13 protein-coding genes are annotated in these 15,770 nt (G+C 32.7%); 12 read left to right on the top strand and 1 reads right to left on the bottom strand.

What is annotated here, in order from left to right:
- The first annotated feature begins 709 nt into the window (after positions 1–709).
- From V5787_RS09650 to priA, 12 genes are all read left to right on the top strand, one after another.
- On the top strand, positions 710–1,120 hold the full coding sequence (locus V5787_RS09650) for an Rrf2 family transcriptional regulator (RefSeq protein WP_336893027.1): 411 nt from the start codon (positions 710–712) through the stop codon (positions 1,118–1,120).
- A 213-nt stretch (positions 1,121–1,333) separates the two neighbouring features.
- Positions 1,334–1,591, top strand: a complete 258-nt coding sequence (locus V5787_RS09645; RefSeq protein ID WP_336893026.1) for a DUF2061 domain-containing protein — start codon at positions 1,334–1,336, stop codon at positions 1,589–1,591.
- A complete protein-coding gene (locus V5787_RS09640; RefSeq protein WP_336893025.1) occupies positions 1,591–2,220 on the top strand; it encodes a phosphoadenosine phosphosulfate reductase family protein in 630 nt (209 codons plus the stop codon). Before V5787_RS09645 ends, V5787_RS09640 begins: the two co-directional genes overlap by 1 nt.
- A 64-nt stretch (positions 2,221–2,284) precedes the next feature.
- Complete coding sequence (gene cysD, locus V5787_RS09635; RefSeq protein WP_336893024.1) at positions 2,285–3,187, top strand: sulfate adenylyltransferase subunit CysD; 903 nt, start codon at positions 2,285–2,287, stop codon at positions 3,185–3,187.
- Between the two features lie 126 nt (positions 3,188–3,313).
- Entirely contained in the window at positions 3,314–4,561 is a 1,248-nt protein-coding gene (locus tag V5787_RS09630) for a GTP-binding protein (RefSeq protein ID WP_336893023.1), read from the top strand.
- 119 nt (positions 4,562–4,680) lie between these two features.
- On the top strand, positions 4,681–6,777 hold the full coding sequence (locus V5787_RS09625) for a nitrite reductase (RefSeq protein WP_336893022.1): 2,097 nt from the start codon (positions 4,681–4,683) through the stop codon (positions 6,775–6,777).
- 58 nt (positions 6,778–6,835) lie between these two features.
- Positions 6,836–7,597, top strand: coding sequence for a uroporphyrinogen-III C-methyltransferase (cobA, locus tag V5787_RS09620; protein ID WP_336893021.1), 762 nt, complete (start codon positions 6,836–6,838; stop codon positions 7,595–7,597).
- Complete coding sequence (locus tag V5787_RS09615; RefSeq protein ID WP_336893028.1) at positions 7,594–8,175, top strand: bifunctional precorrin-2 dehydrogenase/sirohydrochlorin ferrochelatase; 582 nt, start codon at positions 7,594–7,596, stop codon at positions 8,173–8,175. Before cobA ends, V5787_RS09615 begins: the two co-directional genes overlap by 4 nt.
- 74 nt (positions 8,176–8,249) lie before the next feature.
- Positions 8,250–9,305 (top strand): NAD(P)/FAD-dependent oxidoreductase, encoded by a 1,056-nt coding sequence (locus tag V5787_RS09610; protein ID WP_336893020.1) that lies wholly within the window; start codon positions 8,250–8,252, stop codon positions 9,303–9,305.
- A gap of 4 nt (positions 9,306–9,309) precedes the next feature.
- Positions 9,310–9,636 (top strand): 2Fe-2S iron-sulfur cluster-binding protein, encoded by a 327-nt coding sequence (locus V5787_RS09605; RefSeq protein WP_336893019.1) that lies wholly within the window; start codon positions 9,310–9,312, stop codon positions 9,634–9,636.
- A gap of 251 nt (positions 9,637–9,887) precedes the next feature.
- Entirely contained in the window at positions 9,888–11,069 is a 1,182-nt protein-coding gene (locus V5787_RS09600; RefSeq protein ID WP_336893018.1) for a class I SAM-dependent RNA methyltransferase, read from the top strand.
- Positions 11,070–11,142: 73 nt separating this feature from the next.
- Positions 11,143–13,608 carry a primosomal protein N' gene (gene priA, locus V5787_RS09595; RefSeq protein WP_336893017.1) on the top strand — a complete coding sequence of 822 codons (2,466 nt, stop codon included), beginning with the start codon at positions 11,143–11,145 and terminating at the stop codon, positions 13,606–13,608.
- A 5-nt stretch (positions 13,609–13,613) separates the two neighbouring features.
- Here the strand turns inward: priA and V5787_RS09590 are convergent, their stop codons facing one another.
- The gene (locus V5787_RS09590) at positions 13,614–15,386 is read right to left on the bottom strand and encodes a long-chain fatty acid--CoA ligase (RefSeq protein ID WP_336893016.1); all 1,773 of its coding nucleotides are present in this window, start codon (positions 15,384–15,386) and stop codon (positions 13,614–13,616) included.
- Positions 15,387–15,770 lie beyond the last annotated feature (384 nt).

Below are 15,770 nucleotides of genomic sequence, written 5' to 3'. Positions count from 1 at the left end.
AATGTAGGATTTTGATTTTTTTTCATTTAAAAGAGTCTCAATTTGTACTCTTTCTTTACGAGTAAGTCGTCTATGTTTTTTTACTACCATTTTACAAATCTATAAATTTAGATTTGTTGCGTTAAGTTATTGAATGGAGGTATTTCCTTTATATTTCAATATAAAATAGAACTGTAACCCTTGGCTATTCTTATATTTTTTATTTCATCTAAAGAAAAAAACAATTCAAATTTATTATCAATCACTCTGAAATTTATTTGGGGTTACTTATTTTATCTAGATTTCTTTAGTTTTTTTTCTTCTAAAAGCAGTTTGAATAATCACTCGTTCTTTTAAGGTAAGTCGTTTTTTTATTTTAGAGATTCAAATTTTTTGGTAGAGATGAAATCGAAAAATTAGTTGAGTCTTCATATTTGAAAATAATTGAATTTAAGCATCAAACAGGTCAAATAGAGTAAAACAGGTGAAGAAGCAGTGAGAAACTATACGATGGTTAAAATAAAAAAAGTACTTGTTAATAACGAATAGTAGAGAAAAATTTATGAAATGAGTGATTGGGTCATTATTAGATTTTGCTTTGTCTTAATATAATGTCAGATTTTCATTGGGAATTATATTGAGGACAAATAATAAAAATAAAAGAAGGTGAAAACAGAATCTTCTACTAAGTTTATAGGTTAAGTAGAATTATATTATTTATCTTCGTTTTATGCTTTCAAAAAAGACAAAATACGGATTAAAAGCCTTGACCTTCTTGGCAAATAGAAAAGAAAATTGCCCAGTGCAGATCTCAGAAATAGCGAAGAGTGAAAATATTTCTCATAAATTCCTGGAGAGTATACTTTTGACTTTAAGAAAGTCAGGTTTTTTAGGTTCTAAAAAAGGGAAGGGTGGCGGTTATTATCTTTTAAAAACACCAGAAGAAATATTTATGACAGATGTGATTAGGTGCTTAGAAGGTCCTATCGCGATGGTACCTTGTGTAAGTTTGAATTTCTATGAAAAATGTGATGATTGTCCAGATGAAAATGCTTGTAGTGTTCATAAATTAATGATTCAAGTACGAGACAGTACACTTCAGGTGCTTCGTAATACAACTTTGGCCAACCTAACGCAGTAGTTTTTCGGGAATCTAGAAATTTTAATCTTTCTTGAAAAATTATATTTTTAACCTATCATTTTTATAGGGTAAATGGGGTCTCCTGTTAATGCTGAGGTTTTTAATGGTTATTTGTTTTGTAAAACCTTGTGAGATTATATTGTTATTCTTATTTTTGTGGCATAATCTACTATTTAAGTAGGGTAATAGATTTGAACTTTAGAAATTAGATAAATGATACTAGATAGGTTACGTAAAGATAAAGAAAACCAAAGCTTTCAACAGGCAGTGGCTTCTGATAAGCCAATTCGTAGTTTTTTAAAGGCTTTAACTTGGAGAGTTATAGGAACTTTAGATACAATGTTGGTGTCGTATTTTGTGGTTTCAGATGTAAAGATTGCATCCACAATTGCAGGGGTAGATTTTCTTACAAAAATGATTCTGTATTTCTTTCACGAGAGGTTATGGAGCACAATTAAATGGGGACGATAATGAGTACACTTTATACAGAGGCACAGCTTCAGGGAATGAACGATTCTTTAAAAGGCAAAACGCCTCAAGAGATTGTTATATGGGCATTAGGAATGGCTAATAAGCCTTTAGTTACAACGAATTTCCGTCCATACGAAGGTTCTATTTTGCATTTGACTACAAATCTGAAATCAGATTTAAAAGTTATATGGTGTGATACTGGGTATAATACGCCTAATACTTATCGTCATGCAGAACAGCTAATTGCACAGTTAAATTTAGACATTCATTTGTATGTTCCAAAGCAAACATCATCTCATAGAGATATCGTAATGGGTATTCCTCAGATAGAAGATCCAATGCATAAAGTGTTTACGGAGCAAGTTAAATTGGAACCCTTTAAAAGAGCTATGACAGAACATCAACCAGATTTATGGTTTACAAACCTTAGAAAAGGGCAAACAGCCTTTAGAGACAGTATAGGTGTCGTTTCTCAAGGTGCAGATGGAGTGATTAAAGTAAGTCCGTTTTACGATTGGTCTGATGCACAATTAGACGTTTATAACGAGGAAAATGGAGTTCCAAACGAAGTAAAGTATTTTGACCCAACAAAGGTATTAGGAAATAGAGAATGTGGCTTACATGCTTAAATAAGAGTTTTGAGTTTTGAATTCAAAAACAGACAAATACACAATTTAATAATTACAATATATAATGAGTACAATATTAAACGCTAATGCTTTAGAAAACGAAGCCATCTATATCATGAGAGAGGTAGTTGCACAGTTTGAAAAACCAGTGTTGTTATTTTCGGGAGGTAAAGATTCAATCACTTTGGTGAGATTGGCACAGAAAGCTTTTTACCCTGCAAAAATACCATTCCCTTTTTTACATGTTGATACAGGGCATAACTTTCAGGAAACAATTGATTTTAGAGATAAATTATGTACAGAATTAGGAGTAGAGCTTATAATACGTAACGTACAAGATAATATAGACTCCGGAAAAGTACAGGAAGAATCTGGTAAATATGCAAGTAGAAATATGTTGCAAACAGAAACTTTATTAGATGCTTTAGAAGAATTTGGTTTTGACGCTGCTATTGGTGGTGCTCGTAGAGATGAGGAAAAAGCAAGAGCTAAAGAACGTATTTTTTCAGTAAGAGATGATTTTGGTGGATGGGATGAAAAAAATCAACGTCCAGAATTGTTTGATATGCTAAATGGGAAAATCCACTTAGGTCAAAATGTCCGTGTATTTCCAATTTCAAATTGGACAGAATTAGATGTTTGGTCGTATATAGAAAAAGAAAATATTGAAATACCGTCTATCTATTTTGCTCACAAACGTAAGACTTTTGTAAGAGATGGTATGATTTGGACAGCAGATGATGCGATAGTTTATAGAGAAGAAAATGAAGAAGTGGTTGAAAGAATGGTTCGTTTTAGAACTGTTGGAGATATGAGCTGTACGGCTGCTGTATTGTCTGATGCCGTTGATATTGCAAAAGTTGTAGAAGAAATTAGAGATTCTTCTATTTCTGAAAGAGGAGCACGTATTGATGATAAACGTTCTGAAGCAGCAATGGAGAAACGTAAACAGCAAGGGTATTTTTAATAGTACAGAGTAAAAATTGTCAAGTACAAATAAAATTTGTACCCTAAATTATTTTAAGCAAACATAAAGTATTAATAGTATGACGTTTCAATACTTAATTACTTAATACTTAATACTAGAGAAGCAATGGAAGTTTTAAAAATAGCAACAGCAGGAAGTGTAGATGATGGGAAAAGTACCCTTATCGGTCGTGTTTTATATGATACGAAATCGTTAACTGATGATAAATTAGAAGCAATAGAGCGTAGTAGCAAACAAAAAGGATTTGATTATTTGGATTTTTCTTTGGCTACAGACGGATTGGTTGCCGAAAGAGAACAGGGAATTACAATTGATGTAGCACATATATACTTTTCTACAAAAAAGAAAAGTTATATCATAGCAGATACTCCTGGACATGTAGAATATACTAGAAACATGGTTACAGGGGCCTCTACTTCTCAAGCAGCGATTATTTTGGTAGATGCTCGTAAAGGAGTGATTGAACAAACATACCGTCACTTTTTCATCAATAACTTATTAAAAGTTAAAGATATAGTGGTGGCTGTTAACAAGATGGATTTGGTAGGTTTTTCAGAAGAAAAATTTAATGACATTAAAGAGGAAATTTCATCATTGGCAAAAAAAGCAGATTATAAAGGCCAAAACATCACGTTTATTCCTGTAAGTGCTTTAAAAGGTGATAATGTTGTTAATAAATCAACTCAAACACCTTGGTACAAAGGAGATACCATTTTGGAACATCTTGAGAATTTGGATGCACAGGATGTATATGAAATTTCTCAAGCTCGTTTGCCTATTCAAATGGTGATTCGTCCTAAAACAGAAGAGTTTCATGATTTTAGAGGTTATGCTGGTAAATTATATGGAGGTTCTTTAAGTGTAGGAGATGAGGTAACTGTTTTACCATCAAAGACTTCTTCTAAAATTAGTGGAATTTATCACTTTGACAAACAATTTGATAAGGCAGAAAGAGGGGCTTCAGTAAACATAACTTTAGAAAATGACATCAATATCTCTAGAGGAGATTTGTTAGTGAAATCTACGGAGTTGCCTAAAGAATCAAAATTAATAGAAGCAAAAGTATGTTGGATGGATTCAAAAGATTTGGTTATTGGAGCTAAATATTTGATTCAACATGGAGCTAATAGAGTTGTTGCAAAAATAGGGGATGTAAATTCGGTTATTAAAACAGATTTTTCAGGTAAAGATGAATCTGCCTCTAAATTGACAATTAATGAAATTGGTGTAGTCACTATAAAATTAGCAAAACCTTTATTTTATGATGCTTATGCAGATAATAAAGCAAATGGTTCATTTATTTTAATCGATATGCAAACTAATAATACCTCAGGAGTTGGTTTTATTCAATAAGTACTGAGTAGTTAGTTTAATTATAAAATAGTATTAATTTATTGTTTGAAGTTTAGTAAGAGTAATAAAAAAAGACTTATTTACTTAGTACTTTAGACTACAAAAACAAAATTTTTGATATGCAAAGTTTTAGATCAGAGATAGAAAACCCTATAGTTGAGAAAGATATCATCGATTTGGCTGATAAAATTCAGTTGTTCCATGAAGGAAGAATTGATGATGAAAAATTTAGAAGTTTACGTTTGGCTCGTGGCGTTTATGGACAACGTCAATTTGGTGTTCAAATGATTCGTATAAAATTACCATTTGGTAAGGTTACTAGTGATCAATTACATAGAATTGCTGATGTATCTGACGAATACTCTAGAGGTAGGTTACATATTACGACTCGTCAGGACATTCAAATTCATTATGTGAGTTTAGATAGAACTCCAGAATTATGGGCAGAATTAGAGAAAAGCGATATTACACTTCGTGAAGCTTGTGGTAATGCCGTTAGAAATGTAACTGCTTCAGAAACGGCAGGGGTCGATAAAAACGAACCCTTTGATGTTTCTCCATATGCTCAAGCTGTATTTCAGTTCTTTTTAAGAAATCCAATTTGTCAAGAATTAGGACGTAAGTTTAAAGTTTCTTTTTCTGGTACTGATGATGATACCGCTTTGAGTTTTATGCATGATATAGGATTCATAGCAAAAATAAAAGTAATTGACGGAGTTGAAGTACGTGGATTTAAAGTGATGATAGGTGGAGGATTAGGTTCTCAACCAAGATTCGGTGAGGAGGTTTTCGATTTCTTAGAAACGAATAAAATTATTCCTTATATGGAATCTATTTTACGTGTTTTTGATAGGTATGGTGAGCGTTCTAAAAGAGCAAAAGCACGTTTGAAATTCTTTATCAAAACAATAGGCTTAGCGGAATTTAATAAAATTGTAGCTTTAGAAACAAAAGCCTTGTCGAGTCAAATAGTTGAGATTTCTACTGAAGGCTTTGAAACGCCTGATGTATCTGCTATTGTTGTGCCTAAAGTGACGGTAGATCAAGCTAAATTTGAAGCTTGGAAAACGTCTAATGTAGTTGCTCAAAAACAAGAAGGTTTGTATGCTATTGGTGTTAAAGTAAATCTTGGAGATTTCTACACGAAAGAAGCGAGAATTTTAGCGGACTTGATTAAAAACTATGCTGGAGATGAGTTGCGTTTGTCTTTGCGTCAAAATATATTAATTCGTCATATTCGTGAAGATTTATTAGCCTTCTTTTTCCAAGAACTCGGGAAATTAGGAATGGTAGATTTGGGATACCAATCGATTCAAGATATTACGGCATGTCCTGGAACTGATACGTGTAATTTAGGTATTGCTTCTTCAACAGGGATTGCTGATGAACTAGGAAAAATATTGATAACTGAATATCCTGAATTTGCAGACAATAAAAATTTGATGATAAAAATTTCTGGATGTATGAATGCTTGTGGACAACACAATATGGCAAACATTGGCTACCAAGGAATGTCTATTAAGTCGGGCAAATTTGTTGCTCCAGCTTTACAAATTTTATTAGGAGGAGGGATATTAGGTGATGGTCAAGCGAGAATTTCGGATAAAGTGATCAAAATCCCAAGTAAAAGAGGACCAGAATCTTTGCGTTTGATTTTAAATGATTTTATTACAAATGCAGATGGAAAAGATTTTATCAAGTATTACTTATCAAAAGGAGAGAAGTATTTTTATGATTTCTTAAAGCCGTTATCAGATGCTACTAATTTGGCGGATTCTGACTTTATCGATTGGGGTAATGAAGAAAAATATGAAAAAGCAGTTGGAATTGGAGAATGTGCAGGTGTGGTAATTGATTTGATTGCTACTTTATTATTTGATAGTAAAGAAAAGCTTAACAATGCTAAAGAATCTATAACAGATGGGAGGATGTCTGATGCGATCTATTATTCTTATAGTTCAATCGTAAATACTGCAAAAGCTTTATTAACTTCTGAAGAAAAGAAAACCAATACTCATAATAAAATTATAACTGACTTTAATGAAGTATTTGTAGCAACAGGTAAAATTGACTTAGGAGCAGATTTTGAGAGTTTTGTGTATCAAATAAATCAAAATGAAGCTTCTCTAGAATTCGCAAGTTCTTATTTGGAAAATGCTGAAAAGTTTTACACGTTGGTAGAAGAGTATCGAGGAAAAGAATTAGTTGAAGCGTAATAGTTTTTGAATTAGGAGTTGTTACTTTTGCAGCTCCTAATTTTCAAAATAATAAGGAATGAATAAGCAACCGAAATTAACATTAGTAGGAGCAGGACCTGGGGATCCAGAGTTGATTACTTTGAAAGGAGTAAGAGCTCTAAAGGAAGCAGATGTTGTATTGTATGACGCTTTGGTTAATGAAGAACTATTGGACTATGCTGAAAATGCAGAGAAAATCTTTGTTGGAAAACGAAGAGGAATGCATAAATTCATTCAAGAAAAGATACAAGAATTAATTGTTGAACATGCCTTAAAGGGTAAACATGTAGTGAGATTAAAAGGAGGTGATCCTTTTGTTTTTGGACGTGGTTCTGAAGAGTTGAAATTTGTTATCCATAAAGGAATTGAAATTGATATAGTTTCAGGAGTTACATCGGCTATTGCAGCTCCTGCTAGTTTTGGGATTTCATTGACTCAACGGGGTGTAAATGAGAGTTTTCGTGTGATTACAGGAACACGATCAGATTTGAAACTGAGTGAAGATGTTGAAGCTGCTGCTAATTCTAATGTTACCATTGTAGTATTGATGGGTATGAGCAAAATTGAAAAAATTATAAATACATTCAAAGCAAAGGGTAGAGATGACATTCCTGTTGCAATTATTGAAAATGGTACTAAAAAAAATGAACGTTTAGTAGTAGGAACTATAGGTACAATTTTAGAGATTGTCAATGAAAATAGATTGTCAAACCCTGCGATTATAGTTATTGGAGAAACCGTTAGGGAGAGTGAAGTTTTATATAGTCAAATTTTGGTTCAAAAAGGAAAATCATTATAATGCAAAATCAGTTGTATCCAATTTTTTTAAAAGTAACAGAACTCAACACTCTTATTGTAGGGGGAGGGAATGTAGCCTTGGAAAAATTAACTTTCTTGTTAAAATCGAGTCCAGAAGCAAAGGTAATAATGGTATCTCCTGTTTTTAAGGATGAAACTGTTGTTTTAGCAAAAAAACATGAAGTACAATTGTTTGAGCAAAATTATGATGATAGTTTTTTAGAAAACAAACAGATCGTAATTGTAACTACGAATTTAGTAGAAGTAAACAAACAAGTATATGCCGATTGTAAGGAACGTAATATTTTAGTGAATTTGGCTGATAATCCGCCGTATTGTGATTTTTATATGGGTGGCATTGTAACTAAAGGAAATGTAAAAATTGCAATTTCTACCAATGGTAAATCTCCAACACTAGCAAAACGTTTGCGACAATTTTTTGAAGATGTATTGCCTACAGAGATCGATGAATTGACAGAAAATTTAAATGAGTATAGAAAATCAATCAAAGGAAATCTCGAACAAAAGGTGGTAGCCTTAAATGAATTTACCAAAGGCTTGGTTTCTAAGAACAAATAATTGAATTATAATAAGGCAAAAGAATATTTTATTACGACTTTTGCAAAATGAAAATAAATTAAAATAATTATAAGATGATTAAAACAGATATATTAATAATTGGAGCCGGACCAGTTGGAATGTTTGCCGTGTTTGAAGCGGGATTATTAAAATTACGTTGTCATTTAATTGATGCTTTAGCAGAACCAGGTGGTCAGTGTACAGAAATTTATCCGAAAAAACCTATTTACGACATCCCTGCGTATCCAGAAATTTTGGCAGGTGACTTGGTAAAGAATTTAGCAGAGCAAATTGCTCCATTTGAACCTACTTATACATTAGGAGAAAGAGCAGATACAATTGAAAAATTAGATGATGGTACTTTTGTAGTAACAACTAATAAAGGAACAAAACACAATGCTCCCGTGGTATTTATTGCTGGTGGATTAGGCTCTTTTGAGCCTCGTAAGCCACCTATTAAGGAAATCGTGGATTACGAAGATATTGGTGTTGAATACATTATTAAAGATCCAGAGCTTTACAGAGATAAACGAGTTGTTATTTCTGGAGGAGGTGATTCTGCTTTAGATTGGTCTATTTTCTTGGCCGATGTAGCTTCAGAGGTTTCTTTGGTGCACAGAAGAAAAGATTTCCGTGGTGCTTTGGATTCAGTAGAAAAAGTTGCTGAGTTGGCAAAATCCGGAAAAATCAATTTGATTACAGATGCTGAGGTAAAAGAAATTTATGGGAAGGATAAAGTAGAATCAATATTGATAAAACACAAGGTTGATGGTGATATTATTAAAGAATGTGATCACTTTATTCCGTTATTTGGATTGTCTCCTAAATTAGGTCCGATTGCAAATTGGGGCTTAGAGATTGAAAAAAATGCAATTATTGTAAATAATGCTTTGGATTATGAAACAAACATCCCTGGAATCTATGCTATTGGTGATGTAAATACATATCCAGGGAAATTAAAATTAATTTTAAGTGGTTTCCATGAGGCTACAATTGCGGTTCAATTTGCTTATAATATTATTAATCCCGGAAAAAGATATGTGATGAAGTATACTACGGTAAATGGAGTTACAGGATTTGATGGAGAAAAGAAGGAAGCGAAAAAAGCAGTTGTTAAAACTATAGACTAAAGAAATGTCGGATATTAAAGTGAAAATTACGGATAGAGAAGGAGTGGTTCATGAGTTGGATGCTCCAACAGATATGGGAATGAATATCATGGAGTTGTGTAAAGCTTACGAGCTTCCTGTAGAAGGAACTTGTGGGGGAATGGCCATGTGTGCTTCTTGTCAATGTTATGTGAATTCAGATCATGAATTACCTGAAAAAGGGGATGCAGAGGAAGATATGTTAGATCAAGCATTTTATGTTGAGGACAATAGTCGTCTAGGATGCCAACTTCATATAACACCTGAAATGGACGGTCTTGAGCTTGAATTGGCTCCTGAAAGTGATATTTAATTTTACTTAAATAATCATATAAAAATCTCTAGTGGGAATACTAGAGGTTTTTTTTTGATGTAATCTATAAATGGCATATGTTTTTTAGCCTGTGTTTATTTGGTGCTTTTTAAATGAACTTCAAAACTTTTGACTAAGGAAGTTAAAGGTTTTGTTTTCTTTTTATTTTTAAATGCTTATCGAAAATACTATGAAAATCAATGGATAGTTTGGCTTAATAATTCCGTACTTTTGCAGCAGAATAGAATTTTATGGAGAATAATTTTAAAATGGTTGCTACCACCATGTTTGGTTTAGAAGAGGTTTTGGCAAAAGAATTGAAAGATTTAGGTGCTCAGGATGTTCAAATAGCAGTTCGTAGTGTGAGTTTTAAAGGAGATAAAGGATTTATGTACAAAGCGAATATTGCACTTAGAACCGCAATTCGTATTCTAAAACCTATCCGTAGATTTAAAGTGAGAAATGAAGATGATTTGTATAAAAGTATTCAAAAAATTGAATGGGAAAAGTATTTGGATGTAGATGGAACATTTGCCATTGGAGCAGTTGTAAACTCTTCTTTTTTTACCACGAATTCACATTATATTTCTTTAAAATCCAAAGACGCCATTGCTGATTATTATCGTCATAAATATAGCAAACGACCAAATGTTGATTTAAAATATCCGAATTTAAAAATCCATGTACATATCAAAGATGATTTTTGCACAGTGTCATTAGACAGCTCAGGAGATTCATTACACAAAAGAGGGTATAGAAGTTCTACAAACATAGCTCCAATAAACGAAGTGTTGGCAGCGGGAATGGTTTTGTTGTCTGGTTATACCGGAGAGGAAAATTTTATAGATCCTATGTGTGGATCTGGAACTATTTTAATTGAAGCTACGATGATCGCTTGTCGTATTCCTGCAAATATCAATCGTAAACATTTTGCTTTTGAAAATTGGTTGGATTATGATGAGAATTTATATTTTATGATCCAAGATTCGTTATTAAAAAAAATTAGTAGTCCTCACTATAAAATTATGGGCTTTGATAAGGCACCATCAGCGGTTAGAAAAGCAAATGAGAATATAGAAAATGCCAATTTAGCAGATTTTGTAGCGGTACACCATGTGAATTTCTTTAATTCTAAAAAGGAAGTTTTTGGAAACACAACCATTATGTTTAATCCCCCTTATGGAGAACGATTGGAATTGGCGGATTTAGAAGGGTTTTATAAAAACATAGGGGATACCTTAAAATTTGGCTACCCGGATTCTACGGCTTGGTTTATTACTTCTGACTTACAGGCTTTAAAACATGTTGGATTGAGAACTTCGAAAAGAATTCCATTAAAAAATGGAGATTTGGATTGTAGATTTGTGCGTTATGATATGTATGAAGGGTCTAGAAAACCACAAAAAACAGAATGGGGAACTACTGAAGAATAGCCTTAAATAGAGATGAATTCAGTAATTTAATTCTTCTTAGTATATTTAACATGAAAATTTAGCACAGAAAAAATTGTCGTTATTACCATTTGAAAATTATTTTATCAACGTAATTCTACCAATTCCTTTACAAAGGTTATTTACTTATAGGATTACTGAAGCAGAATCGAAGTTTTTAAAGAAAGGGATGCGTATTGCTGTTCCTTTTGGAAAGAAGAAGATTTGTACTGCCTTGGTCTATAAAATTCATCAACAAGAGCCTAACGCTTATGAAGCGAAATCGATTCATCAAATTTTGGATGATACTCCTGTTGTAACTGAATTACAATTAAAGCATTGGGAATGGATTTCAGAATATTATATGTGTTCTTTGGGAGATGTTTTTAGAGCAGCTTTGCCATCTGCCTTTTTATTAGAAAGTGAAACAATAGTTCTTAAAAACCCAAAATTTGAAGATGATTCTGTTTTGACAGATTCCGAATTTTTGATTTATGAAGCATTAAGCCAACAGTCACAATTATCGGTATTAGAAATTAGTTCTATATTATCCAAAAAAAATATTTTTCCTTTATTAAAGACAATGCTGGCTAAGCAGGCAATTTTATTAAAGGAAGAAATATACGAGTCATACACACCCAAACTTGTTAAATATATTAAATTAAACGAGAAACATTCAGGCGATAAAGCTTTGATTGAATTGTTGGGGTCATTGCAAAGAGCAAAACAACAACATAAGGCATTATTAACTTATTTTTCACTAGATGCGCAAACCAGAAAACCAATTAAAGCAAAAGACTTATTAGAAAAATCAGCCGTGTCTATTGCTGTTTTAAAAGGTTTGGTAGACAAAGAGATTTTAGAATTTTATCATATTCAAGAGGATCGAGTTAGTTTTGGTGTGGCAGGTGGGCAATTAAAAGAATTGAATCAATTCCAACAAGTAGCCTTTGAGGAAATAGAAGCTTCTTTTGTTGATAAAGCAGTTACTCTATTACACGGCGTTACAAGTAGTGGTAAAACAGAAGTATATGCAAAGCTGATTCAAAAACAAATAGACCAAGGCAAACAAGTCTTATTTTTGTTGCCAGAGATAGCCTTGACCACACAGCTTATAGATCGATTAAAAAAATACTTTGGAGGTGAAATTTCTGTGTTTCATTCGAAATATTCGATGAATGAAAGGGTAGAGGTATATAACAATGTTTTGGAATCTAAAAAAAATACTCAAATCGTATTAGGAGCAAGGTCTTCCTTGTTTTTACCGTTTTCAAATTTAGGATTGATTATTGTTGATGAAGAACATGAAACTTCGTACAAGCAATTTGATCCTTCACCGAGATACCAAGCTAGAGATACTGCTGTTTTATTAGCATATTTGCATCAGGCAAAAACCTTATTGGGTTCTGCTACGCCTAGTTTAGAAAGCTATTATAATGCAACGAACAATAAATACGGGTTGGTAAAACTGACCAAACGATTTGGCGAAGTTCAATTACCAAAAATTGAGTTGGTAGATATTAAAGAAAAACATCGGAAAAAGAGAATGACCAGTCATTTTTCCGATCGATTGTTAGAAGAAATTCAAGAGTCTATCGATAACAAAGAACAGGTGATTTTATTTCAAAACCGTAGAGGATTTTCTCCTATTGTTGAATGTGAAACCTGTGCGGTAGCTCCAGGGTGTCCAAATTGTGATGTAAGTTTGACATTTCATAAATATAGAAAAGAACTGCGATGTCATTATTGTAATTACCGACAATCAATGCCTTTAAATTGTGCTGCGTGTGGCTCAACAAAATTGACAACTATTGGTTTTGGGACAGAACAAATTGAGATGGAGTTGAATGAATTATTTCCTGATGTTAATGTAGGACGAATGGACTTGGACACAACTCGGGGGAAATATGGATATCAAAAAATAATTGGTTCTTTTCAATCCCAAGAAATTGATATTTTGGTAGGAACTCAGATGTTGTCCAAAGGATTAGATTTTGGTAAGGTGAGTTTGGTGGGAGTGATGAATGCTGATAATATGTTGAATTTCCCAGATTTTAGAGCCCATGAGCGAACTTTTCAAATGATGGTTCAGGTGGCAGGTAGATCGGGGAGGTCAAAAAAAAGAGGAAAAGTAATTATACAAACTTTTAATCCTTATCATCAAATCTTACAACAAGTTTCTAGCAACGACTATGAAGGTATGTATAAGGAGCAATTGGAAGATCGTTGGCAATTTCATTACCCTCCTTTTTATAGAATTTTAAAAATCACACTTCGTCACCGTGATTTGATGACCTTGGACAGTGCTTCTGAATGGTTTGGCAAGTCCTTGACAAATGCTTTTAAAGACAATGTTTTGGGACCAACGGCACCAAGTGTATCTAGGGTTCGCAATCTATACATCAAACATATTACAGTAAAAATACCACCAAAACAATCATTAAAAGCAACAAAACAACATATTGTAAAAATTCAAAATACCTTTACGGCAATTGGTGCTTATAGAGGTGTGCGATTAGGAATTGATATTGATGCGTATTAAGTTATCTATTTCCCGTATAAGGTTTCGTATAGATCCTTATAGATTTCTTTAATGATTTTACGTTTCATTTTCATAGTAGGTGTCAAATGTTCTCCATCAGTGCTCCATTCATCAGGAGTTAATTTAAAGGTTTTTATTTGCTCCCATTTCCCGAAATTCTTATTGCAACTGTCTATTTCTCGTTGAATTCTAGAAATGACTTTTTCGTTTGAACAAAGTGCATCGTTTCCTGGTTCTAGAGTAACAGATTTTCTTTTTGCCCAATTTTTAATAAATTTGAAATTTGGTTGTATCAATGCTGCTGGCATTTTTTCATTTTCACCAACAACCATTATTTGTTCTATAAATCGGGATTGTTTTAATTCGTTTTCTAATAGGGCAGGGGCAACGTATTTACCACCTGAAGTTTTAAACATTTCTTTTTTTCGATCTGTAATTTTTAAAAAATTGTCTTCAGACAATTCTCCTATGTCACCAGTATGAAAAAAGTCTCCTGTCATAATACTTCTTGTTTTTTCAGGGTCTTTATAATAACCTAACATTACATTAGGACCTTTTACTAAAATTTCTCCACCTTTTGCTATTTTCACTTCTACATTATCTATTACTCTTCCTGTGGTGCCAATTTTAATTCCGTAATTGTAAGGGCAGTTTACAGAAATAACAGGAGAGGTTTCTGTAAGACCATAACCTTCTAAAACAGGTATTCCTGCTGCGGTGAAGACTCGTATCAATCTAGTTTGTAATGGGGCAGAACCTGAAATTAGGGTTTTTATTTGTCCTCCAAGAGCAGCTCTCCATTTAGAGAAAATTAATTTTCCAGCTAATTTTAATTGTACTTCGTACCACCAGCCGTTTGCTTTATAGGGTTCGTAACGCAATCCTAAATTAAGAGCCCAAAAAAACAATACTTTTTTTATTCCTGTTAAGTTACTTCCCTTTTCAACAATAGCGTCATATACTTTTTCATAGAACCTAGGTACAGCGGTCATAATATTTGGCTGTATTTCTTTTAGATTATCATTTAGGGCATCTTGAGATTGTGCAAAATATATTTCTACTCCACAATATATATACATATAATGAATCATTCGTTCAAACACATGGCAAACGGGCAAAAAACTAAGTGCTTTCGTGTTTCCTTTTATTAAAGGAAATCTAGGAGTACTTGCTAAGGTGTTTGAAACTAGATTTTTATGAGATAGCATTACGCCTTTTGGTTGTCCAGTTGTTCCAGAAGTGTAAATTATGGTAGCCAAATCATCTGGTTTTACAGTTTTTTTTAGCTTTTCAACAATATCTTGACTTGAAGTTTCTTTTCCCAACTCTAGAATCTCTCTCCAGTTTTTAGCACCTTTAATTTCATCAAAAGTATATACTTCTTTTAATGAGGTATTGTCTTTAATTTGATTTATTTTTTCTAAGATAGTAACATCAGACACAAAACAATAGGTAGCCTCTGAATGGTTTAAAACATACTCGTAATCTTCTTTGCTGATGGTTGGGTATATAGGGATGGTTTGTGCTCCTAATTGTAATACTCCCATGTCCATAATATTCCACTCCGTTCGGTTTGTCGTAGAAATTAATGCAATTTTGTCATTCGGTTTGACTCCTAATTTTAAAAGCCCCCTACTTATAGTGTTGAATTGATTTATGTATTCTTTTGTAGAAACACTCACCCAAGTATCTCCATATTTAGTCGAAAAAGCCTTCTCTAAATTGAAATATTCTAGTTGGTGGTGAGGGAAATCAAAAATTAAGGATACGTCTTTCATAATTTGTATTCTCTATAGGATATGATTATTAATTGGTGTTATTGCAAATTAGGGAATATAAAAATAACTTACAACTAAGATTTCGTTAATTCTTGTTGATGATTAATTTGAAAATATTTTTCAGTAAATCTCTTCCTAAATGAATATTAAAAGTAAAAAAGAGCTTGACTAATATTCGTGTTGTAAAATATCTTTGAGTTTTACAATAATATTCTCCAGTCTCAATCTAAAACATAAACTTATTAAGACCGTTGCAAGGTACATGACAAAAACAAAGACCCAAACTTAGGGTGTAAATCATTGTTTGTTAGCTTATTAAGATGTATGTTCAAGCCATGAAACTACAAATAACACCTACTTTTGCAGATAGCATTTGTGATTTAC

The organism is Flavicella sp. (assembly GCF_037132785.1).
Lineage (GTDB): Bacteria > Bacteroidota > Bacteroidia > Flavobacteriales > Flavobacteriaceae > Flavicella.
Note: the sequence above shows the minus strand (reverse complement) of the source record. Positions and strands in the feature narration are given on the sequence as shown.